This window comes from Myxococcus sp. AM011 (assembly GCF_013372595.1).
Taxonomy (GTDB): domain Bacteria; phylum Myxococcota; class Myxococcia; order Myxococcales; family Myxococcaceae; genus Myxococcus; species Myxococcus eversor.
Window position 1 is genome coordinate 1 of the sequence record NZ_JABXEM010000069.1, and the last position, 25,313, is coordinate 25,313.

Consider the following 25,313-nt stretch of genomic DNA (forward strand, 5'->3'; position numbering starts at 1 on the left):
CCCCACCTCTCCGGCGCGCGTCGACACGCAGCCCGCCTAGCCCCAGGGGACACGCACCATGGCCATGGGCAAGACACCGGGGTCCGGTGACGAAGGCGAAGAAGGTGTCTTCGCCGAAATCAACATCACCCCGCTCACCGACATCTTCCTCGTGCTGCTCATCATCTTCATGGTGACCAGCTCCGTCATCGTCCAGCAGGGCCCCGGAGGCGGCGCCAATGCGGGCCTCAAGGTGAACCTGCCCAAGGGCGGCGCCGCGGACGTCACCGCGCGCACCACGGACATGTCCGTGGCCGTGCTCGCGGACGGCCGCTTCGTGGTCGCCGGCAACGTCGTCAGCCAGGACGAGCTCCAGAAGGCCTTCGACGCCGCCAAGCTGAAGGACCCGGACACCGTCGTCATCGTCCAGGCCGACGAGGGCGTCCCTCACGGCACCGTCGTCCAGGTGATGGAGCTGGCGAAGAAGGCGGGCCTCGGCCAGCTCGCCATCGGCGTGCGCGAGGGCGAGTAGCCCCACCCGTCACACAGTCCCTGTTGAAACACGAAGGCCACCTCGGGAGCGAATCCCCAGGTGGCCTCGGTGTTTCTGGAGGGCACCCTTCACGCGGGGCGCCCCATCAGATGTCGTCGCGGCTCAGACGGACGCGAACGCGGCGTCGGTGATCTCCATCGGGGAGGTGTCCTCGAGGGCGATGAGGCGCGCGGCCTGCTCCACGTTGGGCAGCACGTTGCGCGCGTAGTACAGGGCGCTGTACTTCTTGCCCTCGTAGAACGCGCGGTCCGGGTGGTCCGCCGACAGCGCGCCCTGCGCCTTGTCCGCGATGAGCGCCGCGTCCAGGAGCAGCCAGCCCACGGCCACTTCGGACATCATGTTGAGGAAGCGGTTGGCGGACAGCGGAATCAGCGGGAACTTGCCGCCGTCCTGCGACCAGCTGAACACCGTCATCGCGCTGGACATCAGCGCCTCCTGCGCGCTCGCCAGCAGCTTCACGGCCTCGCCGTAGGTGGCGTTCTCGCGGTGCGCTTCCACGAAGGCGCCCACGTCGCCCATGAACTGCTGGAAGTGCATGCCACCGGCCTGCCCCAGCTTGCGGCCCACCAGGTCCATGGCCTGGATGTGGTTGGTGCCCTCGTAGATGGAGAAGATCTTCGAGTCACGCGTGTACTGCTCCACCGGGTAGTCCTGGATGTAGCCGGCGCCGCCGTACACCTGGATGGCCTGCGAGCACAGACGGAAGGACTGGTCCGAGCCGTAGGACTTCACCAGCGGGGTGAGCAGCTCCACCTGGCCCTTGTGGTAGGTGGCCGCCTCGTCGTCCTTGCCCGCCAGCTGCCGCGCCTTGTCCAGGTGCATGGCCAGCTTGATGATGAGCGCGCGGATGCCCTCCACGTGGGACTTGATGTCCAGCAGCATGCGGCGGACGTCCGGGTGCTCGATGATGGCGGCGCGCGGCGCGGTGGGGTCCTTCCACTTGGTGAAGTGGGAGCCCTGCTTGCGGTCCTTCGCGTAGTCCACCGCGTTGTAGTAGGCGGCCGACGCCAGCGCGACGCCCTGGATGCCGACGGCGATGCGCGCGCCGTTCATCATCTTGAACATCTGGCTCATGCCGACGTGCTCGACGGTGCCGACGAGCTCGCCCAGACAGTTGTCGCTCTCACCGAAGTTCAGCACACAGGTCGCCGAGCCGTTGATGCCCATCTTGTGCTCGATGGAGCCCACGGACACGTCGTTGGCCTGACCCGAGCTGCCGTCCTTGCCGATGCGCAGCTTGGGGACGATGAACAGCGACAGGCCCTTGGTGCCGGGCGACGCGCCGTCGATGCGCGCGAGCACCAGGTGGATGACGTTCTGGGCCATGTCATGGTCGCCGCCGGAGATGAAGATCTTCGTCCCGCGGATGTTGTACGTGCCGTCCGCGTTGCGACGGGCGGTGGACTTCGCCGCGCCTACGTCGGAGCCGGCGTGCGGCTCGGTGAGGCACATGGTGCCGCCCCACGTGCCGTTGAGCATGCGCTCCACGAAGAGGTGTTGCTGCTCCTTCGTCCCGCACTCGGCGATGACTTCCGCCGCGCCGAACGACAGGCCCGGGTACATGTTGAAGGCCGTGTTGGCGCCCGATAGCAGCTCCTCCACCGTCACCTGCAGCATCATCGGCGCGCCCTGGCCACCGTGCTCCGGGCTCACCGCCACCGTCTTGAAGCCCTGCTCGTAGAGTTTCTTCCACGCGTCCTTGAAGCCCGTCGGCGTGAGCACCGAGCCGTTCTCCACCCGACAGCCCTCGCGGTCTCCCACGGAGTTGAGGGGCCCGAGCACCTCGCGCGCGAAGCGATACGTCTCAGACAACACCGCCTTCGCCTCATCCGGGCCCCAGGCGTCGTACGGGGCCTGACCGGCCACCTGGCCGAAGCCGAACTGCTCGAACAAAGCGAAGAAAATCTCTCGAAGGTCGATCTTGTAGGTGTTGATGCCGGCGGACATGGCCACTCCTGCGTGACGGCTCGCTGCCCGCCTTCAGGTTCGAAGGCCTCGGGTCAGCGGCGCAAATGACACAGGAAGTGTGGCGGCGACTGATTTTTGAGTCAACCCTGAATGACACCCTGCGTTGAGGGGCCCCCCAGGCCGCCCCTCACCGCAGACCGTCAAACCGCTACTTCTTCGCCTTCTTGGCCGAGGGAAGCGTCGCCGTCTTGGCAGCGGGCTTCTCCCGGGGGACGGTCTTCTTGGACGAGGCACCATTGCGGCGCTCGTCCGACTCGTCGGCCTCCTCGTCGACGGCCGAGGCCTCGCTCGAGCCTCCGCCGGTGGACGTGGCGGGGGCGGCGGCCAGGCTCTCCCGGGGCACCTCGATGACGATGGGGGACTGGCCGGAGCGCTGCCGGTTCTCGTCCTCCAGGGAGTAGAAGAGCTGGATCTGCGCGCCGCCCTTCATCACCAGCTCGCCGCGCTGGTTCTCCGCCCACAGGTCGATGTCCACGAAGTAGCGGCCCGCGGTGCCGTGGCGGTTGCTCACCCGGCCCTTGCAGACGACGGTGTCACCCGGCCACACCATCTTGATGAAGCGCACGTTGTAGCGCCGCATCTGCCCGCCCCGGGCCCAGTCGCTGATGAGCTGGCCGAGCATGCCCATCACCAGCATGCCGGGGGCATACACGCTCGGCATGCCCACGCTCTTGGCGTAGAGCTCGTCGACGTGCACGGGGTTGTAGTCGCCGGAGGCACCGGCGTACCGGGACAGCTGGACACGGTCCACCGGAGCCTTCGCCAGCGCCGGCAGCTCGTCTCCGACGCGGATGGACTCGAAGTAGAGCTTGCGCGCGGGCATCACGGGGTCTCCTTTGAGGCGCGGACCACCAACGTCCGGCGGGCTCGGAACACCAGGTTGCCTTCCTCGTCGCGGCCTTCGTCCTCGATGACAGCGATGTCCATCTTCCCGGACATGCCCTGGCGCTCGGAGACGTCCGCGACGCGGGTGGAGACGTAGATGCGGTCTCCGGCGAAGATGGGCCGCTCGTAGTCGAAGCCTTGTTCGGCGTGCAGCAGGCTCTTGATGCCCACGCCAAGCAGCTCCCTCAAGTCCGCGGCCGAATGAAAGGACGCGGGAAACGTGGGAGGAGCGATGATGGTGGGATATCCAGAGGCCCGAGCGTACTCCTCGTCGTAGTAGATGGGGTTGTAGTCTCCGATGGCCTCCGCGAAGCGGCGGATGGCACCCTTCTCCACTTCGTTGAGCGTCGGCGGCGAGGCACGGCCGATCGCATTCTTGTCCAGCATTATCCCTCTCCTGACTCTAACGTCCGGCCGGAAGCTCGAGCACCGTGAGGAGCCCTGCTTCGGCGGCCGTCAAGCGTGGCGCGGCATTCACCAGCGCATTCGCGGTGGCCCGGTCGCCTGCCACTCCCCCCGGGATTTCCAACACCAAACGAGGGTCCGCATCGATTTCAATGCGGTCCTTCGGGTCGTCAGCCCCTACGGCGATGGTCAGCTCCAGTCGCACCCGCTCCTGCCCGTCCTCCAACCCGACCACCGACTGGAACATGCCCGCCACCCGTCCCTTCTTCACGGCGAACGCGCCGCCCGAGATGTCCTCCTCGGCGAATACGGGGGCTACCTCTTCTTCGTAGTCATCACAATCCAACCCCAGGCCCAATGCCGCGAGTGCCGCCGACTCCACCAGCCCCACGTGGCCGAGCTGCTCACCATCCACCAACTCGAAGAACTCTTCCTCCGTCAGACCGGCGCCGACCTTGCGCTGCAAGGCCTCCCGGCGGGTGCGCGCGTCCACCACCCGGGTGACTGTCGCGCGCCGCACCGGACCACACACCTGCCCCGCCGTGGCCACCAGTCTGTCCAGAACGAAACCCGGGTTGACGCCCGCGCCGACGATGGAGACCTCGGCGCGCTGCGCGGCGCGGTCCAGCTTGTCCGCCAGCTCCGGGTACTTCAGATAGGGAAACGCCAGCTCCTCACAGGTGCTGGCAATCGGCAGGCCCAGCTTCAGCGCCGCCAGCAATTGGTCCATCACCTGCGGCAGCCGGGAGCCCGTCGCGTGCAGCAGCACCGCGCCCTTGCGGCGGCCCACGGCCTTCTCCAGGGAGTCCATCACCTTGACGCGAGGACCGGGACCTCCCAGCACGTCACCCAACGGACGACCGACGAGGGAGGCGTGGGTATCCACGGCCCCAATCAATTCCACTTCCGGGCAGGACAGGGCAGCTCTGGCAATCTCCTGCCCGATGAATCCCAGCCCCATCACCACCACCGGCACCGGCCCTGCTGGGGCTCTAGCCATCGGAGATTGCTCCAGGATTCCAAGGGGTTAGCGTTGATACGCAGCCTTGCCGCGCACCATAAATCACACCTTGGCGAGCAGGCAAGCATCACTTGGTTCTACCACTCTTGCCGCTAGCAAGAACCTCCAAGGATTTCCGGGGCTTGCGAGCGCAAAACGCAAGGGGGCCCCTGTTTGGGCGCAAGGCAAGGCGTGTATAAAGAATGACAGGCCCGCGACCTCCCGGAGATCCTCCAACATGGACCGCATCCTCGTGGTGGATGACGACGTGCTCATCCTCGCCGCGCTCTCACGGATCCTCCAGACGGAAGGCTATGACGTCATCACCTACAGCGACCCGGCCCTGGCCGCTCGCGAGGTGGGCTTCAGCGTCGTGCTGACGGACTTCATGATGCCGTACCTCAACGGCATCGAGCTGCTGAGCGTACTCCGGGAGAAGAACCCGAAGGCCGTGCGGCTGATGCTGACGGCGGCGGCGGACTTCCGCACCGCGTCCGAGGCGGTGAACCGCGGTGAGGTGTTCCGGCTGCTCGGCAAGCCCTGGTCGCTCAGCGAGCTGACGAGCAGCGTGCGGCAGGCGGTGGAGCACTACCGGCTGGTGGAGTCCAACGAGCGGCTGACGCGCGAGGTGGCGGAGAAGAACGCGGAGCTGGTGGCCATCAACCAGGACCTGGAGCGCCGGGTGGTGGAGCGCACGACGGGCCTGTTGGACGGGCTCATCAGCGCGCTGGACTACCGCGACACGGAGACGCAATGGCACTCGCGTCGCGTGGCGCTCTACTCGCGCCGGCTGGCGGAGGAAGTGGGACTGGCCGGGGCCGCGCTGGACGTGGTGGAGCAAGGCGCGCTGCTGCACGACATCGGCAAGATTGGCGTGCGCGACTCCATCCTGCTCAAGCCCGGCCCGCTGACGCCGGATGAATGGGTGGAGATGCGCAAGCACCCGGAGTTCGGCTACCGGATGATGGGGAAGATGCCGTACCTTCACGAGGCGGCGCTCATCGTCCTCCAGCACCAGGAGCGCTGGGACGGCAAGGGCTACCCGCAGCAGCTCGCCGCCGAGGACATCTGCATCGGCGCGCGCATCTTCTGCATCGCCGACACGGTGGACGCGATTACGTCGGACCGGCCCTACCGCAAGGGCCGTCCCATGAGCGTCGCCCGGGATGAGATCAGCCGCTGCTCGGGCACGCAGTTCGACCCGAACCTCGCGGACGCCTTCCTGCGCATCCCCGAGACGGAGTGGCAGCGCATCCGCAACCAGGTGGAGGCGCTGGAGGAAGAGGAGAACCTGCGCTGGCGCAGCCACCCGCTCGGCACCCAGACGCCGCTGACGCGAGCCAGCGGCACCTGACACGTCACCTCACGGGGCCAGCGTCACCGCGCTGACCTCCCGGATGACGTCGCCTTCCAGCAACGCGTCCACCACGTCCAGCCCCGACACCACCTCGCCAAAGGCCGTGTAGCGGCCGTCCAGGTGCGGCTGAGGCGCGTGGGTGAAGAAGAACTGGCTGCCGCCGGTGTCCTTCCCGGACAGCGCCATGCCGAGCACGCCGCGCAGGTAGGGTCGCCGGGTCATCTCGCAGCGGATGGAGTGTCCCGGGCCGCCCTCCCCGTCTCCACGAGGGTCTCCTCCCTGCGCGACGAAGTCCGGCACCACGCGGTGGAAGGTGATGCCGTTGAAGTAGCCCTTGCGCGCCAGGGCGTAGAGATTGCCCGACGTGAGCGGCGCGTCGTCCGCGTCGAGCCGCACGGTGATGTCGCCCTTCTCGGTGCGCAGCACCAGCGCGGCCCCCCTGGGCGCGGGCTCCGGACGGAAGGCGTACGGCGGAAGCTCCACGCGCGCGGAGCGCACGGGCTGGCCGGTGAGCTGGGTGAGGGCCTCGGCGGCCACGCGGCGCACGTTGGCGTGAGGAAGCGTCAACCACTGCTTCATGCGCGCCTCGGTGCCAGGAAGCTGGAGCGCGACGAGCGCGCTCGCCACGGGGTCCGCGAGGTCCGGCTCGGAGGGGACGCGGTCGGCCAGCGCCTCCAACTCCGGCTGTGCACCCGGGGCCTTCAGCTTCCCCAGCGTCGCGGCGGCCGCGCCGGCCACCACCAGGTCCTCACCGCGCAGGAGCGGCGCCACGGCCGTCGCCGCACGAGGCACGGGGCGCTCGGCGAGGACCTCCATCGCCGTGAGCCGCACGCGCGCCGACGGGTGGCGCAGGTAGCCCACCGCGAAGTCGGCGGGTGTCTTCTTCGGAGAGAGCGCCGCCTCGCGCAGGCCCAAGGCCAGTCGACGCTCTTCTGACACCCGGCCGAAGCCACAGTTCATCGTGTCCGCCACCATGCCGCGCTGACGGTCCAACGCCGCCGCCAGCCGGCAGTCGAGCCACCCCAGGTCCGAGCGCGCCACATCCGACGCCGCGCCCCGCTCCGCGTCCGCCAGCGCGAGACGGAGCGACACGAGCAACGGCGCGCCGAACTCCGGCAACCCCTGCTGCGCCAGGGCCAGCAACGGGTGCCCATCCGCGGAGCGCGCCAGCGTCTCCACGCGCGGCGCCGCGCCCGTGGGCATCGGCGTCTCCATTCCCCGAGCCACGCGCTTCGCTCGGGGCACCAAGGCCTCGAGGGCATCCAGCGGCGCGCAAGGCCCGCCACACGTGGCCGCGAGCTTCGCCAGCGAGCGCGCCGCTTCCGCCGCCACGCGAGGCACCGTGTCGTCCAGCATCCGGCCCAGCACCACCGCGTCCTCCGGTCCACCCACGTCACCGAAGGCCTTCACACACAGGCCGCGCACGTCCGCGTCCTCATCCGACAGACACGCGCGCAGCGTGGGCAGGCTCTCCGCGCGCTTCGCCGTGGCCAGCAGATACGCGCCGCCATAACGGGCCGACACCGGCCGCCCCGCCGCCATCAGCGCCTGCGCGGGCGCCAGGGACACGTCCTTCACCACCGCGGCACCACCGCGTCGCGCCGCCACGCCCAGCGCCAGCGCCGCTCGCCCAGCCGTCTCGACGTCCTCGCCCTGGAGCCGCTGGACGAGTCTCGCCAGCGTATCCGCCGTCGCCAGCCGGCCCAGGGAGTCGAGCTGCGCGGCACGCACCGCCGCGTCGCGCTCGTCCTCTTCGGCCGCCAGCAAGGGCGTCGCCAGGCTCGCCCGCTCGGTCTCCGTGAGCGGCTCCCAGGAGAGCGCCAGCTCGCCCGCCGCGAAGGCGGCCTCACCTCGGACCAAGGCCTCCGAGTCCTTCAGTCCAGCGACGACCGCGTTCACCGTGGCCATGTCCTGGATGCGAGCCAGCGCGCGCAGGGCCCTCGCCCGGATACGCGGATCCGGAGCACTGGTGACCAGCGCCACCAGCTGCCCGTCGCCCAGCGAGCGCCGGTCCTCCCAATCGCGGATTCGGGCCATCACCTCCGCGTCGGGCGGGTCCGCGTCGGGGCCCGGCACGGCGCGGACACAGCCTGTGACGAGGACGAGGAGGGCCAGACAGACGCTGGGGAGTCGGACGAGGCTCGGGCGGCTCATGCGCTGGGGCCTAGGCCAATTTCCCGCGAAAATCCAGGGGTTAGGCCGCAGGCAGTTTGACATGCGCGGCCCCGGGCTCCGAAGATGGCGGCTCGCATCTCTCAGCAGGAGCGCTGGTCCTGAACTGCCCTGGCTGCGGCTCGCAGGTAGCCGCCGACGCATCCATCTGTTCCGTCTGCGATTACATCATCGACAGCTCGTTCCTCTCCTCGGAGCCACCTGCTGACAACGATGAGGAATCCACGGGCGCGAGCGAAGACCCTCGCCCCCCTCCTCCCAAGCCCGCGCGTCCTCGGCCCGCGGGCAAGTCCGGAGCCAGGCCCGCCGCGCCGGCCAGCGCGGACGCCACCAACGTCAAGAGCGTGCAGGACATCGCCCGAGGCGCGCCTCAGCGCCCCAGCCGCCCCGCGCCCGCGACTCGCGCCGCGGCAGCCACGGCCCCCAAGCGCACCGCTCCCGCGCCTGCTCCCGCTCCCGCTCCGGTCGCCACGGGTTCCGACCCCTGGGCGCGCAGGGGTCGCGACGACGAGGAGGGCGGCAACCCCATCGTCGACCCCGAAGAGCTCATGCAGGACGCCAGGGATTTGATGGGCGCGATGAGCGCAGGCGACAAGATTGCCTTCTACGGCTCGGGCCTGGTCGTCCTCTCGTGCTTCACGCCCTGGAAGGAGACGGCGGCGGACGGTGACGCCCTGGGATTGATGAGCACGGGCTTCGGCGCATTCGTGCTCTCGCTGATGGTGATGGTGGCCATCGGCGTCCGGGTGCGCAGCTCGTTCCCCAACCTCAATCCCGTGGTGCCGTGGATGGCGCAGCTGTTCACCACCTTCGTGTGCCTCATCTGGTGCATCGTCTTCATCAAGGTGTCGTCGGACACGACGCTGGTGCCCACGCCCATCGGCAACGCGGAGATGATGAACTCCTCACCCAGCTTCGGCGTCTTCATCGGCCTGCTGGGCGCGGTGGCCGCGCTCATCGGCGCGTTCCTCGGCCTCAAGAGCAAGAACGACTGACGACACGGCGCGCGCGCCACGAAAGTGGTGCCGCGCGACTCGACGGCGGTCTACCGTTCCCCGCCACCATGTCCGACGCCACTCCCCTCGCCCGCCTCACCGCCGCGCTCGCCGGCACCGTCTTCGGCCAGCCGCGTGTGCTCGCCGACCTGGTGACCGCCTTCCTGGCGCGCGGCCACGTCCTCCTGGAAGGCGTGCCCGGCGTGGCGAAGACGCTCACCGCGCGCAGCATGGCTGGAGCCCTGGGGCTGCTCTTCACGCGCATCCAGTTCACCCCGGACCTGATGCCGGCGGACATCCTCGGCACCAACATCTTCCAGCCCCAGGACAACGCCTTCCGCCTGGTGAAGGGCCCCATCTTCACGGAGGTCCTCGTCGCGGACGAAATCAACCGCACCCCGCCCAAGGCCCAGGCCGCGCTGCTGGAGGCCATGGAGGAGCGCCAGGTCACCATCGACGGCGTCACCCACCCGCTGCCGCCGCACTTCTTCGTCGTCGCCACGCAGAACCCGCTGGAGCTGGAGGGCACCTATCCCCTGCCCGAGGCCCAGTTGGACCGCTTCCTGATGCGCATCCGCGTGGGCTATCCGGACTCCGACTCCGAGACGACCATGCTGCGCGCCTTCCACCAGCGCGAGGGACGGCCGCCCTCCGTGGACCGCGTGCTGGACGCGCCCACGCTCATGGAGCTGCAGGCCCGCGCGGCCCGCGTCACCTGCGACGACTCCATCCTCCAGTACGTCGTCGCCGTGGTGCGGGACACCCGCGCCAATCCCCGCGTGAGGCTGGGCGCGAGCCCCCGCGCCGCGCAGGCGCTCCTGGCCGCGTCCAAGGCCCGCGCCGCGCTGATGGGCAATGACTTCGTCACCCCTGACGACGTGAAGGGCGCGGCGGGCAGCGTGCTCAACCACCGCCTGCTCCTCAAGGCCGAGGCCGAGGTGGAAGGCGTCACCACGGATGACGTGCTGAAGCAGACGCTCGAGCGGGTCCGGGTCCCCCGGTGAGCGTGGGCCGTCCCGTCCCCACCGGCCTCGCCGTCGCACTGCTCGCGGTGGGACTCCTCCCCGCCGCGCTGACGGTGGCCAGCCCCGCGTTCGGCTGGCTGGCGCTGGCCCTGGACGTGGCGGTGCTCGCCCTCTGCGCCGTGGACTTCCTCCGCGCGCCCCGGGTGGAAGACGTGAAGGTGGCACGCGAGGTGGAGCCCATCCTCTCCTCGGGCACCCGCAACGCCGTGCACCTGGCCTTCGAGCGAGTGGACACGGGCCCCGCGCCGCTGCGCCTGGAGGTCCGCGACGAGCCGCCCCAGGTCGTCGCCAGCACCGGCCACCACCAGTCCCTCGTGCTGCCAGCCCTGAGCGGCGCGCCCCTCACGCGCTCCCGGCTGACGTACTTCGTCACCCCTCCGTCCCGAGGAGATGCGAGCTTCGGCGACCTCCACCTCCGGCTCCTCGGCCCGCTGGGACTCTGCGCTCGACAGGTGCGCGTGCCCGCGGCGCAGTCGGTGAAAATCTATCCGGACCTCACCGCGCTCTCTCGGGAGGCCCTGGCCCTGGCCCGCTCCTCGGACGCACCATCGGAGAGGACGCTGCGCCGCCGCGCGGCGGAGGGACGCGAGTTCGAGTCCCTGCGTGAGTACCGCCCCGGCGACGACTACCGCCACATCGACTGGAAGGCCTCCGCGCGCCACGCCAACACGCTGGTGCGCACGTGGCAGCCCGAGCGGCACCAGCCCATGTTGCTGCTCCTGGACTGCGGGCGACACATGGCCGGCAAGGTCCAGGGCCGTCGCAAGCTGGACCACGCGGTGGACGCGGCGCTCCGCCTGGCGCGGGTGGGCCTGGACGCCGGAGACGTGGTGGGAGTCATGGCCTTCGCCAGCGACGTGCTCACCTTCCTGCCGCCTCGCAAGGGCCACGAGCACCTGCGCCTCATCACCGAGTCGCTCTACCGCGCCGAGGCCGCGCTGGAGGAGAGCGACTACGGCCGCGCCTACGACTTCGCCTTCGCCCGACAGACGCGACGCACCCTCGTCGTGCTCTTCACGGACCTGGTGGACCCGGATGCCTCGGCGGGGCTGCTCACCCGCACGCTGGCCCTGCGGCCCCGGCATCTCCCCGTCGTCGCGTCGCTCCTGGACGAGGACGTGCGCGACGCGGCCATCGACGTGCCCGTGGAGGCGCAGGACGCGTACTCGCGACAGGCCGCCACGCGGCTGGAGTCGGAGTTCCGCCGCACCGCCAGCACCCTGCGCGACGCGGGGGCGCTGGTGGTCCGCGCACCGGCCCAGGGGTTTGGCGCGGCCGCGCTCAACGTGTACCTGGACGTCAAGTCGCGCGGGCTGTTGTAGGCCTCGCGAAGATGTCCAGCGGAAAGTTCGCGCGACGCTCATTTCTGGAGTACGCGCGCGTCGCTCGCGAAGAAGCATGCCAATCGCGCGGAGGCCTAGAATTCGGCCTCGGAGACGACCCCCTTTACACCGGAGCCTCCGTCAACAAAATGGCGCGTCTCTCTCGCCCGCTGTGTCGGTGGGCGCCCCGAAACAGAGCGGATGGAGACGGTCTTGGCGGAGGTCGCAAGGGGATTGAGGTTGGAGGTCGAGGCGGACGCGGCGGCCATCGCCGCCCGAGGAGCGGAGGCCACGGAGCCATCGCCCCGGACGACGCTGACCCCCTTCCACGAACGCCTGCTGGCGGAAGAGCTGCTGGCACGCAGTGGTGATACGCAACAACGGTTGGCGGGAGCCCTGTCCGAAGCAAAGGTCGACCTCAACCCGCATCAAGTCGAGGGCGCCATGTTCGCGCTCGACTCGCTGTCGCGCGGCGGCTGCATGCTGGGCGACGAGGTGGGCCTGGGGAAGACCATCGAAGCGGGGCTCGTCATCGCCCAGCTCATGGCCGAGGGGAAGACGCGCATCCTCATCCTCGCGCCGGCCACGCTGCGCGCGCAGTGGAACAGCGAGCTGCGGGAGAAGTTCGACCTGGACAGCGTGATGGTGGACGGGCGCACCGTGCGCGCCACCGGCAACTGCTTCGACCAGCCCTTCCCCGTCATCTGCTCGCACCCCTTCGCGGCGAACAAGGCGCACCTGACGTCGGAAATCGCGTGGGACCTGGTCGTCATCGACGAGGCCCACCGCCTGCGCAACGCGCACCGGGCCAACAACAAGATGGGCCAGGCCCTCAAGGCGTCCCTGGCGGGCAAACCCAAGCTGCTGCTCACCGCCACCCCGCTCCAGAACGACTTGATGGAGCTGTTCGGGCTGATGTCGCTCCTGGACGAGCAGATCCTGGGCCCCGAGCACGCCTTCCGCAGCCGCTACCGCGTGGACGAGGGCGGCGGCATGTCCGAGGCCGCCGCCGGAGAGCTCAAGGAGCGCCTGGCGCCCGTGGTGCAACGCACGCTGCGCCGTCAGGTGCGCGAGTACGTGCGCTACACCAACCGCCGCTCCATCGTGGAGGACTTCACGCCCTCGCCCGAGGAGCATGACCTCTACGAGAAGGTCAGCGAGTACCTCCAGCGCTCGGAGGCCGCGGCGATCGAGCCCGGCAAGAAGACGCTCCTGACGCTGTGCTACCGCAAGCTCCTGGCGTCCTCCACGTATGCCATCGCCCCGACGTTGCGGCGGCTGTCGGACAACCTGGAGAAGCGACTGGCGGCGGCGAAGCTGGGCCAGCAGGCGCTCGCGATGTTCGAGCCCGAGGAGGCCAAGCAGTTCGTCGAGGAGGGCGAGGAGTGGTCCGACGACCCGGCCAAGGCGCCCAACGTGCGCGCCCTGGAGCAGGAGGTCTGGGAGCTGCGGCAGTACGCGGACCTGGCGGACTCCATCAAGGTCAACGCCAAGGGCGAGGCCCTCAAGCGGGGCTTGGACCGCACCTTCACGGTGATGCGCGCGCACGGCTGGCCGGAGAAGGCGCTCATCTTCACCGAGTCCAAGCGCACGCAGCAGTACCTCTTCAACCTCCTGTCGGAGCACGGGTACCGGGGGAAGATTTCGCTGCTGTCGGGTGACGCCGGCACGCCGGAGGACCGGCGCGCGTTGGTGGACGACTTCCGCAACAAGACGCAGATCCTCATCTGCACCGAGGCCGGCGCCGAGGGCCTCAACCTCCAGTTCTGCAACCTGGTGGTGAACTACGATTTGCCCTGGAACCCGCAGCGCGTGGAGCAGCGCATCGGCCGCTGCCACCGGTATGGCCAGCAGCGCGACGTGCTGGTCATCAACTTCCTCAACCGGATGAACGCGGCGGACGCGCGCCTGTTCGAGCTGCTGGAGAAGAAGCTCAACCTCTTCGACGGCGTCTTCGGCGCTTCGGATGAAATCCTGGGCGCGCTGGAGAGCGGCGTGGACTTCGAGCGCCGCATCCTCGACATCTACCAGGGCTGCCGCAAGGTGGAGGACATCAACGCGGCGTTCGACAAGCTGCGCTCGGAGATGGAGGGGCGCATCAGCCAGCGCATGACGGAGATGCGCTCGGTGGTGCTGGAGCGCTTCGACGGCGATGTCCGCCGCCGCCTGCGGGGCCAGGGAGAGCAGACGAAGGAGGCCCTCGCGAAGCGGCAGCAGGAGGCGCGCGCGCTCACCAGCTCCGTGCTCGGAAGCCGCACCTCCGGCCGGCTGGAGATCGCCAAGGCCGCCTACGCCGTCAAGGAGCGCAAGCAGGACGCCGTCAGCTACCTCCAGCTCGACGCCGCGGGCCTTCCCTCACGACTGGCGCGCCTGGCCGGCAGCGAGGGCTGGTGGTTCGCCTACAAGTTCGAGACGACGGGCCTGAAGCCGGAGGAGAAGCTCGTCCACCTGGTGCTGGTGAAGGACCGCGAGGGCAACTTCCGCGCCCTGCCCCTCCAGGACGGCGCGCACTTCGTGAAGCTGGTCGCGAAGGAGGAGAAGCGCCGGCAGCCCGCGCCCGTGTCCGTGCAGCTCATGCAGGAGCAGTCGCTGGTGACGGCGAAGGACGAAATCGTCCGCGCCGCCGAGCGCCGCAATGCCCTGGAGCTGGACAAGGCCAAGGAGCGCGCGGACCGCTACGTCGAGGACTGCCTGATGGAGTCGCGCGAAGCCGTCGAGTCGGCCCGGCAGCAGTGGATCGACGCGCGCAAGCAGGTGTCGTCCGTGGAAGACATCGCGGAGCGCGCGAAGGCGCGGGCGAACTCGGACCGGATGGAGCGCGAGTACCGCCGCAAGCTGTCCTCGCTGCGCAACGAGGAGGAGAAGCGCTACGCCGCCAAGGACCGGCAGCTCGCGGAGCTCGCGAACAAGGCCAAGGTGAACGAGAAGCGCTCGCTCATCGCCTCCGCCTACTTCTGGCTGTCCTGAGGCGGCAGCGGCTTGAGCCGCACCCACGTCGCGCCCCAGCCTCCATCGAACTCGGAGGCGGGGCGGAACGACTCCACCTCCTCCAGCGTGGGCAGCAGGGACTGCACCGTGCGACGCAGCGCGCCCGTGCCCTTGCCGTGGATGACCCGCACGTCGAGCAACCCCTTCTGGCGACAGGCCCAGAGGTACTCGATGACGAGGGGCTTCACCTCGCGAGGATGGAAGAGATGCAGGTCGAGGGTGCCGTCGATGGGCAGCTCGAAGACTTCATCGTCAGCGGGCGGGGGTTCCGGCCCCTCCGGCGGGAGCGATGGCTCGCTTGGTGGGAGAGGCGGCAGGCGCCGTGGGCTCATTCGTCCATTCCCCCGACTCGCGCTTCTTCTGCTCCGCCTCCAACCGCCGCCGCTCTCGGGCCGCCCGGAACTGGTCCGACACCGAGTCGACCTCCTGCTTCAGCGCGGAGAGGTGCTTGTTCCAATCCTCCGTCGCAGTGACGTGCTCGTTCGCACGTTCATCGCGCGCGCCCGCGCCTCCGGCTGTCGTCATTTGAACCAGCAGTGCGGCGATGAGGACAGACTTCATGCCCCCTCAAGTAAGCAAGTGTTGTGCATGGGCGCAAGGGGCGTTCATGACGCGACGCTCCGCTGGTCCCCCTCCGTCGCCCTGCTCGTGACGATACGTTCCGCCAGTTTGATGGCGGACAGTGGCGCGCTGCCCTCGGCCTTGTTGTTGATGGTGACGAAGACGGGGCGCTCGCGGCGCAGGGCGGCCAGACACGCGCGGGCCAGCAAGTCGCGGGTGGGCACGTCCTCGTCCACCAGCCGGTTGAAGGGCGCGTAGCGAGCGCGAGCCTCCTCGTAGCCCAGGTTCGGCGGCAGCATCCACCGCACCACCAGGGCCCGTGCGTCCAGCGCTCGCGTGCGCTTCGCCTGAATCCCCATGGAGGGCATGTGGGCCCATACCGCGAGCACCGGACATGCCCCCACGTCCGCCAGCGCCTGCGCGAAGCCCTCCGTCAGCAGCTCCTCGTTGCGCACCTCCACCGCGTACAGGGGGCCCTTGGGGAGCGCGGCGAGGAACGCGTGCAGCCGCTCCACGAAGCGCGCGGTGCCGCCCAGGACTTGCGGGTCCTGCGGTGGAAATTGGAAGACGAGCGGACCGCCCTTGTCGCCCAGGCCGTCGACGAAGGGGCGCACCACGTACTCCTCCGCGTAGGCCGCGTTCAGGAACCGCTCGTTGAGCTGTCCCCGGTGCGCGCCGTAGCGCTCGTGCACGGGGAAGCGCGCCAGGGTGCAGGCCTCATGCGCCTTCACCAGGAAGCGGAAGTCCGCGGGCACCTGCTCGGCGTACTCGGCGAAGGCCTCGGCGTTGATGGGGCCGTAGAACGTCCGGTCGATGCCCACGGTGCGCAGCACGGGGTGGCGCGCGTACGCGGACAGGCCCTCACGCGCGAGCTGCGACGCGGCGGCCTCGTGGTCATAGACGAGGCCGGACCAGCCGGGGAACGTCCACGACGAGGTGCCCAGGTAGACACCCGTCGGCAGCTCCCGGCCCAGGTCGGCGAGGGGCTCCGGCACCGGCGCGGGGGCTACCGGCTGGGTCCTGCTCCGGCTCCGCGTGGGCGGCTCGACGGGCGCGCCCGTGAAGAGGTCGAGCTGGGAGGGTCCGCGCTGCTGGGCCATCGGGCATCTCTCCTGTGTCCTACGGACACCGGAACGCGGTGCCGCGCGTCCAGCAGGCATAACGCCGGACGCCACCTGATGCAGGAGGTTGCCCCAGAACCCGGGGACTGCCCAAGAGGGATGTACGGCCTACAGACAGCCGAGCTCCATCGCCCGGAGCACCGCTCGAGTCCTGTCCCGGACACCGAGCTTCGACAGGATGCTGGAGGTCTGGTTCTTCACCGTGCCCTCCGCCGTGCCGAGCGCCTGGGCAATCTCCCGGCCGCGATACAGGTCGTGGAGCGCTCGCGGACCTGGGCCTCAGGCTCGCGGGACGTCGGGAGCATGCGCATCAGTCGCACGCCCGCGCGGCCTACACCTTGATGCGGATGGCGGCGGGCAGGAGCGTGAACGTGGCAGGCAGTCGGCCCGGCGTCTCGCCGTCGACGTCCAGGTAGACCTCCTGGCCATCCACCGACTCCGCGTGGACCTTCTGGCAGCGCAGGCGGCGCGTGCCTTTCCAGGTGACGTGCGAGCCGTTGTAGACGCCCTTGGACTTGAGGAGGAAGTCGCTCAGGCCGTAGCCGGACCAGATGGTGATGTCGAACACGCCATCGTGGGTAATCGCCTCGGGGGCGACGAACATGCCGCTGCCGAAGTAGCGGCCGTTGGCCACGGCGACGGCGGTGATGTCGAGCGTCTCCGCGGGCCCATCATCCGTGGACAGCCGCACCTTGCGCTCGGTGTACTTCACCAGGCCCTTGAGCGTGCCCCAGACGAAGCTGAAGTTACCGCCGAGGGCCTTGCTGCCGCTGTTCACCTCGCGAGCCACCACCGCGCTCACGCCGAACGAGGCGATGTTGGCGAAGTAGCGCGTCGCGGGGTTGCCATCGTTGTCGATGAAGTCGAGCCGGCCCACGTCGAAGGGCTCGGTGGTGTCCGAGCGGAGCCGCTCCAGGGAGGACTCCAGGTCGAGCCCCCAGCCGAAGGTGCGGCGGAAGTCGCCACCGGTGCCGCGAGGAATGAGGCCAAGGACGGCGTTCGGGTTGATGGCCTTGCCGTCGCGGAAGAAGCCGTTGGTGACTTCGTTGAGCGTCCCGTCGCCGCCGACCGCGACGATGCACTCATAGCCCTGGTCAATCGCCTCGCGGGCGATGCGCGCGGCATCCATCCCGCCCTGGGTGAAGCCGTGCCCGAACTCACCGAGCACCTTCCCCACCTGCGCGGCAATCTCGACCCAGCGCTTCCCGGTCTGGCCATTGGCGCTGCGCGGATTGACCACGAGGAACGTCTTCATCGGCACCTACCCCTCCCTGTAACGCCCCTGTTTACGCGGTTGTGGCGCGGTACTCCACTTCGCGACGCACCCCCAGGGTCGTCCAGGTCCCCCGCCACCCGGCATACGGCTGACGCACCGCACAGTGAGGCCCGGCTCCAGCCAGCCCCCCACGACTGGCCGCCTCTCTGGAATGTGCCTTCAGGGACCCAAGGCCGGGTTCAATCGCCCACCTCACGGCGGGCCCCGACGTTCCACGAGGAAGAGAGGTCTGCATCGCAGAAGACGCAGACGAACCATCCGTCCTTCACCAGGGTGACCTGGCCACACGCCGTACACCGCCGGAACAGCATCTTGGTGGTGAAGCCCGACGGAGGCCTCAGGCCCGCCCGATTCAAGGCCCCCTCCACGGCAGCCCAACAGGTCACATCAGGGCAGTAGCCAGTGGAGAGGTTCGTCACCTCGACAACCGAGGGCTGGGGCGAATCGTCGCGGAAGCGAATCTCGCCAGCGGCGAGGACCTCTTCACCGCTAGCGCACGCGACATGCTCGGACCTCCGAGGCGCGAGGCGCAAGCTTCCGCGCAAGTCGACCACATACGTCGCACCCTCGACGAGTGCATCGGGGTTGGCGGCAAGCCAATCCCGGACGTCCCTTAGGGAGCTGACCGGAGTACCAGCCAGGGCATCCGAGGAACGGCGGCGTATCTCCTCGGGACCAACATAGGGGTAGGCAAGGAATCGCATGCGTCGCGGACGGCTCGGGACTCGGTTTGCGGACGAGGCCTCTCAGTGAGCACTGCACACGGCGGAGCGTCCGTGTGGAGCGAGCAAGGTCCGTCGACGACCGGCGTCCTGGAACAGGGTCGGGCCGCTCCGCTACACGTGCAGCGTGCCGTCGAGGACCGTCACCGCCGCTCCGCCGATGCGAGCCTGCTCGGGCTGCCTGGCGCGTCCAGTGACCTCCACCTCGATGCGCCCCGGTTTGCCCATGGCATCGCCCTGCTCGATGCGAGCGCGCACCGTGCCGCCCTCGGCGGGCAGCGGCAGCACGCCGTGCATCGCCAGGTACATGCCGAGCGGCCCGGCCGCCGAGCCCGTCGCGGGGTCTTCCGGCACACCCATGCCGGGCACGAAGTATCGCGAGTGCGCCACGCTGCCCTCCTCCAACGTCTCGCGCGAGAAGAAGTACGCGCCGCTCAGGCCATGCGGCCGTAACAGCGTGTCCAGCGCGCTCGAACGCGGGGCCAGCGCCCACACGTCTTCCCTCCTGCGGAACGGCACCATCACCCGGTGCGCATTGCGCCGCACGGGCAACGAGTCATCCACCATGTCCACCGTCCCACCCACGAGCGCGAGCACCTGCTCCAGCGGCACCGGCGTCTCCAGCCACGGATGCCGAGGGGTGACAATCCACGCCCGGCTCCGGCGCGCGTCCACCGACTCCAGCTCCACGTCGAGCACCCCCGCCGCGCACTCCAGCTTGAGCGGCCCCGCCCGAGGCACGAGCCCACGCTCGGCCAACAGGTGGAACGTCGCCACCGTGGCGTGGCCGCAGAAATCAATCTCGCTCGTCGGAGTGAAGTAGCGAAGCCGCACGCCCTGCTCCGTGGGGCCCGAGACGGCGAACGCCGTCTCCGACGCACCCACCGCCGCGGCGATGCGCTGCATGGCCTCCCCCCCCAGTCCCGCCGCGTCCAGCACCACACCCGCGCGATTGCCCGCCCCAGCGGTCTGCGTGAAAGCGTCGACGATGGTCACCTGCATGGCGTGCCTCTCCCATCCACGGCCTCGGGCCCAAGCCCGCACCGTCCTTCGAGTGTACCGACACAATCCAGCCCACGAATCGGAACAATCGATACATTGCACCAACACGCCCGGCAACTGTATGCATTGTCACCATGACAATCTGGACGCCCAACCTGCGGGGCCGAGAGGGGCCGCTCTACAGAATCCTCGCGGATGCGCTCGGCGCGGATATCGAAGAGGGCCGCCTCGCCGCCGGAACCCGCCTGCCCACGCACCGTGAGCTGGCGGAGAAGGTGGGCGTCACCGTAGGCACCGTCACGCGCGCCTACGCGGAGGCGGAGCGTCGGGGCCTCATCGGCGGCGAAGTCGGTCGAGGCACCTTCGTGCGCCACCGGGACACCCCGCGCCAGCTCCCACAGCCAGCCCAGGACGCAGGTGACGACACCCTCATCGACCTGGGCCTCAACTGGCCCGCGACCCCATCCGGAGACCCCGCCGGCGCCGCCCTGAAGAAGTCACTGGAAGCCCTGCAACGCTCCACTCACCTCTCCGAGCTGCTCGACTACCAACCCCACGCGGGACACCCGGAGCACCGCGAGGCTGGCGCCGAGTGGATGTCCCGCTTCGGCCTGGACGTCGAGCCCTCGCGAATCATGGTCTGCTCCGGCGGACAGCACGCGATGGAGGTCGCCCTCAGCACCCTCACGCGCCCTGGCGACACGGTGCTCTGCGAGTCACTCACCTACCCCGGCCTCAAGGTGCTCGCGAACCGGCTCCACCTGCGGCTGCACGGCGTGGCCATGGACGAGCAAGGCCTCCTCCCGGACGCCCTGGAGACCGCGTGCCGCACCGGCGCGAAGGTCCTCTTCTGCCTTCCCAACCTCCAGAACCCCACCGGCGCGGTCATGCCCGAGGAGCGCCGTCGTCGCATCGCCACGGTGGCTCGACGCCACGGCCTCGCGGTGGTGGAGGACGATGCCTACGGGCTCCTCCTCGACAAGCGACCACCACCGCTCTGCGCGCTCCTGCCGGAGTCCGGCTGGTTCATCGCAGGCGTCTCCAAGCTGCTCGCCCCGGGGCTGCGCATCGGCTACCTCGCGGCGCCCGGAGGGCCGAGCACCGAGCGACTCGCGGAGGAAGCCGCCCTCGCCGCGCGAATGACACCCGCGCTCACAGCCGACATCACCGCGCGCTGGGTACGAGACGGCACCGCCGATGAGCTGGTGGTGCGCCGTCGCCGCGAAGCACACGAGCGCCTGGAGCTGGCGAAGGACGTGCTCGGGGACCTGATGCCACGTCAGGGCCGAGCCACCACGTACCACCTCTGGCTGAAGCTCCCCGCGCCCTGGCGCGCGGAGGCGTTCACCTCCCAGGCCCGGCGGCGCGGAGTGCTCGTCATTCCCGCCGAGCTGTTCACCGTGGGCCCGGCCACCGCTCCAGCGGCGGTGCGCGTGTGCCTGGGAGCGCCACGCACCCGCGCCTCGCTGGAGAAGGGCCTGCATCGACTGCGCGAGACACTGGAGGGGGGGCCGGAGCCCCTCGCCTCCATCGTCTGACTACTTCTGCGGGGGCGGCACCGGACGGACATGCAGCTCGCGAAGCTGCTTGTCGTCCACGTCGCCGGGCGCGCCCGTCATCAGGTCCGTGCCCGTCTTCGTCTTGGGGAACGGAATCACGTCGCGCAGGGACTCGGCGCCGGTCAGCAGGAAGGCGAGCCGATCCATGCCCAACGCAATACCACCGTGCGGAGGCGCGCCGAACTTGAGCGCGTCCAGCAGGAAGCCGAACTTCGCCTGCGCCTCCTCCTCGCCGATGCCCAGCGCCTTGAAGACCTCCGCCTGGACCTTCGGGTCATGCAGGCGGATGGAGCCGCCGCCAATCTCGAAGCCGTTGAGCACCACGTCGTAACGGTGGCACTTCACCCGGCCCGGGTCGGTGAGCAGGAACGGCACGTCCTCGTCATGCGGACGTGTGAAGGCGTGGTGCGCCGCCACCCAGGTGTTGGAATCCTCGTCATGCTCGAACAGCGGCGGGTTCACCACCCACAGGAACTTCCACTGGCCGCCGCTGCCGTACTCCGGAATCAGCCCCAGCTTCTTGGCGACATGCACGCGCAGGTTCGCCATCACCGTGTGGACCAGCGACTCCTTGCCGAACTGGAACAGGAGGAGGTCGCCCGTCTTCGCGCCCACGGCCTGGTTGATGGCCGCGCGCAGCGCCGGGGTAATCGTCTTGGACAGCGGCGACTGCGTCCACTCGCCACCCTCGCCCACCTTCGCGCGCGCCAGGCCCTTCGCACCGGCCTGCTTGGCGAACTCCTCCAGCTTGTCGCTCTCCGCGCGGCTCATCGCCTTCTCCGCGGGGACGACCATCGCCTTGACGATGCCCTTGTTCTGCACCGCCTCGAACATCATCGGCACGCCGCCGGCTTCACCGTGCTCGCGAATCAGGTCCGTGAGCACCGTGTGCTCCAGCCCGAAGCGCAGGTCCGGCTTGTCGTTGCCGTACTTCGCCATGGACTCGTAGAAGTCCATCCGCGCGAAGGGCGTGGGCACGTCGATGCCGAGCACCTCGCCCCACAGCTTCTTGATGAGCCCCTCGATGATGGTGAAGATGTCGTCCTGGCTGACGAAGCTCATCTCCACGTCGATCTGCGTGAACTCCGGCTGCCGGTCCACGCGCAGGTCCTCGTCACGGAAGCACTTCACGATCTGGAAGTACCGGTCGAAGCCCGCCACCATGAAGAGCTGCTTGTAGAGCTGCGGGCTCTCCGCCAGCGCGTAGAACTTGCCCGCGTTCATCCGGCTGGGGACCAGGAAGTTGCGAGCGCCACCGGGCGTGTACTTGCCCATGAACGGCGTCTCCAGGTCCAGGAAGCCGTGGTCCACCATGTACGCGCGCGTCAGCGAGTGCATCTTCGAGCGCGTCATCAGCGACTTCTGGAGCGGAGCCCGGCGCAGGTCCAGGTAGCGGTGCGCCAGTCGCTTCTCCTCCGAGGTGTCAATCGAGTCCTCGATGGGGAACGGGGTTGGCTCGGAGCGATTGAAGATGGTGAGATCCGTCGCCTTGATCTCGATCTCCCCGGTCTTCATCTTCGGGTTCACGTTCTTGCCACGCGACACGACCTTGCCGCGCACGCCGATGCAGAACTCCAACCGAAGACTGCCCGCCAGCCCATGCGCTTCCGCGTGGTCCGGCTCGAACACCACCTGCGTCAACCCATCCCTGTCCCGGAGGTCGATGAAGACCGCGCCGCCGTGGTCTCGACGATTGTGCACCCAGCCGAAGAGGACGACCTCTTCGCCAACATTGGTCGCGGTGAGCTGACCGCACGTGTGGGTACGCTTGACCTCGGAGATGAACGGGACCGCCATGGAGACCGCCTGCGTGGTTCGTAGAAGGAAAAGGCGCGGCACCATAGAGACCGTGGAAACGATGCGTCAAGGAGTCCGCGCCGTGCTGACTGCTCTCAAACGGTCGACTCTCCACGCGCGTCCTGACGTTCCTCGGACCCGCGCGCGACTTCTCGCCGCCCGCCGTGTTGACCTGCTCATGAAGGGGGAGCCAAGCACGCGCAAGCCCGGGCCCTGGGCCCTGCCTCGCCAGGCAGGCGTCCTGCTGGGGCTGGTGGCCACCCTGCTCACCGCGCCACCAGCCCGCGCCGAGTCCGGGGACACCACCGTCAGCGTGGAGACCACCGTCGGCAAGGACTTCCGCGCCTGGAGCGTCCTGGGTGACGTGGAGCTGCGCGACGGCGCCACGTTCCTCACGCTGGGCTACACGGGAGCCCGCCCCGAAGCGGGCACCGCCCTCACCCACCAGCTCAGCCTGGGCGCGGACCAGGTGCTGGGCGACCACTGGCTCCTGTCCGGCATCATCAGCGCGAGCCTGCCCAAGGACACCACCGTCGAACTCGTCCCCGAGCGCCCCGCCCGCCGCCTCCCCGCGGTGGACGCGAGCACCGGCTACGCCAGCCAGGGCGCGCTCGTGGCGCTGGCCTATGACTCAGCGGGCTTCTCCGACGTGGAGCTGGGCGTGGACGCGAGCGTCTCCCTCACCCGCCACCCGCTGAGCCGGGAGCTGCTCGTCACCAACGCCCAGGGCACCACCACGCGCTTCGCCCGCGAGGACATCCTCTGGGCCGCGCGGCCCGGGCTGGGCGTCCGGCTGCTCCTGGGCACGCGCTGGGAGCTGGGCGCCCGGGGCAGCCTGTCCCTCTACAGCGAGGACCCGCTGTCCGCCGGCCAGTTCACCGAGGAGGAGCAGGCCGCGCTGGTCCGCCGCGTCGAGAACGCCGTGGAGACGCGCCGCGTCCTGCGCCGCTACCAGGCCCGCGTCAACAAGGACTTGGGTACCGCGCTGGCCCGGCGCATGGCGGACGCCAACGCCACCGCGGGCATCCCCACCGCGCCCTCGCGCTTCGACGTCAGGCCCTCCCTCACCTGGAAGCCCGGACGGGACGTGCGGGGGCAGGTCTCCTACGCCTTCACCCGCTACGTCGCGGGCGAGGGGTGGTCCCACCTCCTGGGCACCCGCTGGACGGTGAAGCTGGGGGCGCCACTGAGGGTATGGGCCAGCGTGGCGCTCCAAGAGGACCACCTGGAGGCCATGGACCCGGGGGAGGCCCCGTCCAGGGTCCGTTCCGGCCTGGTGACGCTCGGGGGGGAATACACGTTCTGAGCGGACCGGGGTAAAACGGCCTCCATGCTCCGAACAGTCATCGCCACCACCGCCGTGCTGGGCTTGGCCACCGGCTGTGCGCCCGACACGAGCGCCCCGGTCAAGATTCGCGCACTGGTGCTCTCCAGCAACGGGCAGTACGTCCCCGAGGAGGTCGAGCTCAAGACGATCGCCGACGTCGTCGGGCTCAGCGGCAGCGTCGCCGACCTGCACGGCGGCGCGCGCATCGTCTACGACTCCAACGACCAGGACCTCGCCAACGCCACCACGCCCGAGGCCTTCGTCAACGCGCTGATCAAGGGCGAGGGCCGCGACGTCACCGCCAGCTACATCTCCCAGGATGACGTCCTGTGGCCGGCGGACTTCCACACCTGGAACATGGTGACGACGTACTACAACCTCGAGCGCGCCTTCGATTACTTCCACGACGTCACCAACATCCCGACGGCCGACTTCAAGAAGCCCGTCAAGACGTACTACTTCCCCGACTTCACCATCACCGACATCAGCCGCGACGCGCTGAAGGACAACGCCCTGTATTTCTCGGCGATGGAGTCCTTCCTCGTGCTGCCCTTCGATGAGCTCCAGCGCGCGCCGCTGGCCATCAACGCGGGCGTCATCACCCACGAGTACTCGCACCGCATCTTCAACCTGAAGGTGTACGCCGGGCAGGCCTTCCCCCTGGCCCTCAGCACGTGGGCCGCCGTGGGTGGCCCCAGCCAGGGCGCCAACATCCTCAAGTCCTTCGACGAGGGCCTGGCCGACCTGCACGCGTACGGCGCCACCTGCCGCACGAAGAACGGCTGCGACACCCGCTTCCTCTCCACGTCCTTCGAGGGCCCCGACTACGGCTCCATTCCGGCCGACCGGGACCTGGCGAAGGCGGACCGCTGCATGGACGCGTCCCTGCGCGACAGCATCCGGGGCGACAGCCTGGATCAGTTCACCGGCAAGGAGTACCGGGTGGGCACGCTGCTCGCCAGCGCGCTGTACCAGGCCGGCGAGGCCACCGGGCAGCGAGACATCCTGCTGCGCTCCATCGTCACCGCCTACAGCGACTCCTCGACGACCACGCCCGGCCTGCTCCAGCTCACCCAGCAGTACCTCGCCGACCAGACGAAGTTCGACCTGGCCGTGGCGTCGAGCGCCATCATCAGCCACATCACGGACCTGCGGCTGAAGGAAGCCGTCTGCAACGAGCTGATGGACCACCTGCAGATTCCCCGGGATTTGCTCGTGGGCACCACCAATCCCAACCTCTGCCCGCCCAGCGCCGCTGGCGGCACCACCTGCCCCCGACTGAGCGTCGACTGATGAGGA

General features: G+C 69.3%; 22 protein-coding genes. 9 read left to right on the forward strand and 13 right to left on the reverse strand.

The window, feature by feature from the left end; genetic code table 11:
• Positions 1-58: 58 nt before the first annotated feature.
• The gene (locus HUW62_RS16555) at positions 59-511 is read left to right on the forward strand and encodes a biopolymer transporter ExbD (RefSeq protein ID WP_176435007.1); all 453 of its coding nucleotides are present in this window, start codon (positions 59-61) and stop codon (positions 509-511) included.
• 123 nt (positions 512-634) lie between these two features.
• Here HUW62_RS16555 and HUW62_RS16560 read toward each other — a convergent pair whose 3' ends face one another.
• The 4 genes from HUW62_RS16560 to HUW62_RS16575 form a co-directional block, all read right to left on the reverse strand.
• A complete protein-coding gene (locus HUW62_RS16560; protein WP_163864802.1) occupies positions 635-2,479 on the reverse strand; it encodes an acyl-CoA dehydrogenase in 1,845 nt (614 codons plus the stop codon).
• A 169-nt stretch (positions 2,480-2,648) separates the two neighbouring features.
• Positions 2,649-3,323, reverse strand: a complete 675-nt coding sequence (locus HUW62_RS16565; RefSeq protein ID WP_163864801.1) for a MaoC family dehydratase — start codon at positions 3,321-3,323, stop codon at positions 2,649-2,651.
• The gene (locus HUW62_RS16570; RefSeq protein WP_141643258.1) at positions 3,323-3,772 is read right to left on the reverse strand and encodes a MaoC family dehydratase N-terminal domain-containing protein; all 450 of its coding nucleotides are present in this window, start codon (positions 3,770-3,772) and stop codon (positions 3,323-3,325) included. The genes HUW62_RS16565 and HUW62_RS16570 overlap by 1 nt, the downstream gene beginning before the upstream one ends.
• Positions 3,773-3,788: 16 nt before the next feature.
• Complete coding sequence (locus HUW62_RS16575; RefSeq protein ID WP_163864800.1) at positions 3,789-4,790, reverse strand: dihydrodipicolinate reductase; 1,002 nt, start codon at positions 4,788-4,790, stop codon at positions 3,789-3,791.
• A 238-nt stretch (positions 4,791-5,028) separates the two neighbouring features.
• Here HUW62_RS16575 and HUW62_RS16580 point away from each other — a divergent pair, with 238 nt between their 5' ends.
• The gene (locus tag HUW62_RS16580; protein WP_163864799.1) at positions 5,029-6,144 is read left to right on the forward strand and encodes an HD domain-containing phosphohydrolase; all 1,116 of its coding nucleotides are present in this window, start codon (positions 5,029-5,031) and stop codon (positions 6,142-6,144) included.
• Positions 6,145-6,153: 9 nt separating this feature from the next.
• Here HUW62_RS16580 and HUW62_RS16585 read toward each other — a convergent pair whose 3' ends face one another.
• Entirely contained in the window at positions 6,154-8,301 is a 2,148-nt protein-coding gene (locus tag HUW62_RS16585; protein ID WP_176435008.1) for a peptidylprolyl isomerase, read from the reverse strand.
• A 56-nt stretch (positions 8,302-8,357) separates the two neighbouring features.
• On the opposite strand from HUW62_RS16585, the gene HUW62_RS16590 reads away from it, so the two are divergent.
• The 4 genes from HUW62_RS16590 to HUW62_RS16605 all read left to right on the forward strand — a co-directional run bounded on the left by HUW62_RS16590 (position 8,358) and on the right by HUW62_RS16605 (position 14,628).
• Entirely contained in the window at positions 8,358-9,314 is a 957-nt protein-coding gene (locus HUW62_RS16590) for a hypothetical protein (protein ID WP_176435009.1), read from the forward strand.
• A gap of 68 nt (positions 9,315-9,382) precedes the next feature.
• The gene (locus HUW62_RS16595; RefSeq protein WP_163864796.1) at positions 9,383-10,318 is read left to right on the forward strand and encodes a MoxR family ATPase; all 936 of its coding nucleotides are present in this window, start codon (positions 9,383-9,385) and stop codon (positions 10,316-10,318) included.
• Positions 10,315-11,661 (forward strand): DUF58 domain-containing protein, encoded by a 1,347-nt coding sequence (locus tag HUW62_RS16600; protein ID WP_176435010.1) that lies wholly within the window; start codon positions 10,315-10,317, stop codon positions 11,659-11,661. The genes HUW62_RS16595 and HUW62_RS16600 overlap by 4 nt, the downstream gene beginning before the upstream one ends.
• 201 nt (positions 11,662-11,862) lie before the next feature.
• Complete coding sequence (locus HUW62_RS16605) at positions 11,863-14,628, forward strand: SNF2-related protein (protein ID WP_163864794.1); 2,766 nt, start codon at positions 11,863-11,865, stop codon at positions 14,626-14,628.
• On the opposite strand, the gene HUW62_RS16610 is transcribed toward HUW62_RS16605, so the two are convergent.
• The 7 genes from HUW62_RS16610 to HUW62_RS16640 form a co-directional block, all read right to left on the reverse strand.
• Positions 14,610-14,981 carry a Smr/MutS family protein gene (locus tag HUW62_RS16610; protein ID WP_176435011.1) on the reverse strand — a complete coding sequence of 124 codons (372 nt, stop codon included), beginning with the start codon at positions 14,979-14,981 and terminating at the stop codon, positions 14,610-14,612. The two genes, HUW62_RS16605 and HUW62_RS16610, sit on opposite strands and share 19 nt — an antisense overlap.
• Positions 14,902-15,210, reverse strand: a complete 309-nt coding sequence (locus HUW62_RS16615; protein ID WP_163864792.1) for a hypothetical protein — start codon at positions 15,208-15,210, stop codon at positions 14,902-14,904. Before HUW62_RS16615 ends, HUW62_RS16610 begins: the two co-directional genes overlap by 80 nt.
• Positions 15,211-15,254: 44 nt before the next feature.
• Complete coding sequence (locus HUW62_RS16620) at positions 15,255-16,310, reverse strand: DUF72 domain-containing protein (protein WP_163864791.1); 1,056 nt, start codon at positions 16,308-16,310, stop codon at positions 15,255-15,257.
• 129 nt (positions 16,311-16,439) lie between these two features.
• Positions 16,440-16,583 carry a LuxR C-terminal-related transcriptional regulator gene (locus tag HUW62_RS16625; protein WP_255203469.1) on the reverse strand — a complete coding sequence of 48 codons (144 nt, stop codon included), beginning with the start codon at positions 16,581-16,583 and terminating at the stop codon, positions 16,440-16,442.
• A gap of 79 nt (positions 16,584-16,662) precedes the next feature.
• Positions 16,663-17,586 (reverse strand): diacylglycerol kinase family protein, encoded by a 924-nt coding sequence (locus tag HUW62_RS16630; RefSeq protein ID WP_163864790.1) that lies wholly within the window; start codon positions 17,584-17,586, stop codon positions 16,663-16,665.
• A 200-nt stretch (positions 17,587-17,786) separates the two neighbouring features.
• Positions 17,787-17,963 (reverse strand): hypothetical protein, encoded by a 177-nt coding sequence (locus HUW62_RS48110; RefSeq protein WP_217911367.1) that lies wholly within the window; start codon positions 17,961-17,963, stop codon positions 17,787-17,789.
• A gap of 480 nt (positions 17,964-18,443) precedes the next feature.
• The gene (locus tag HUW62_RS16640; protein WP_176435013.1) at positions 18,444-19,331 is read right to left on the reverse strand and encodes a PhzF family phenazine biosynthesis protein; all 888 of its coding nucleotides are present in this window, start codon (positions 19,329-19,331) and stop codon (positions 18,444-18,446) included.
• Between the two features lie 134 nt (positions 19,332-19,465).
• Between HUW62_RS16640 and HUW62_RS16645 the strand changes: the two genes are divergently transcribed.
• Entirely contained in the window at positions 19,466-20,869 is a 1,404-nt protein-coding gene (locus HUW62_RS16645) for a PLP-dependent aminotransferase family protein (RefSeq protein ID WP_176435014.1), read from the forward strand.
• Here HUW62_RS16645 and aspS read toward each other — a convergent pair whose 3' ends face one another.
• Positions 20,870-22,687 (reverse strand): aspartate--tRNA ligase, encoded by a 1,818-nt coding sequence (gene aspS / locus HUW62_RS16650; protein ID WP_163864787.1) that lies wholly within the window; start codon positions 22,685-22,687, stop codon positions 20,870-20,872.
• 178 nt (positions 22,688-22,865) lie between these two features.
• Between aspS and HUW62_RS16655 the strand changes: the two genes are divergently transcribed.
• Both HUW62_RS16655 and HUW62_RS16660 read left to right on the forward strand, forming a co-directional pair.
• Positions 22,866-23,993, forward strand: a complete 1,128-nt coding sequence (locus tag HUW62_RS16655) for a hypothetical protein (RefSeq protein WP_176435015.1) — start codon at positions 22,866-22,868, stop codon at positions 23,991-23,993.
• A gap of 24 nt (positions 23,994-24,017) precedes the next feature.
• Positions 24,018-25,307 (forward strand): hypothetical protein, encoded by a 1,290-nt coding sequence (locus tag HUW62_RS16660; protein ID WP_176435016.1) that lies wholly within the window; start codon positions 24,018-24,020, stop codon positions 25,305-25,307.
• Positions 25,308-25,313: the final 6 nt, after the last annotated feature.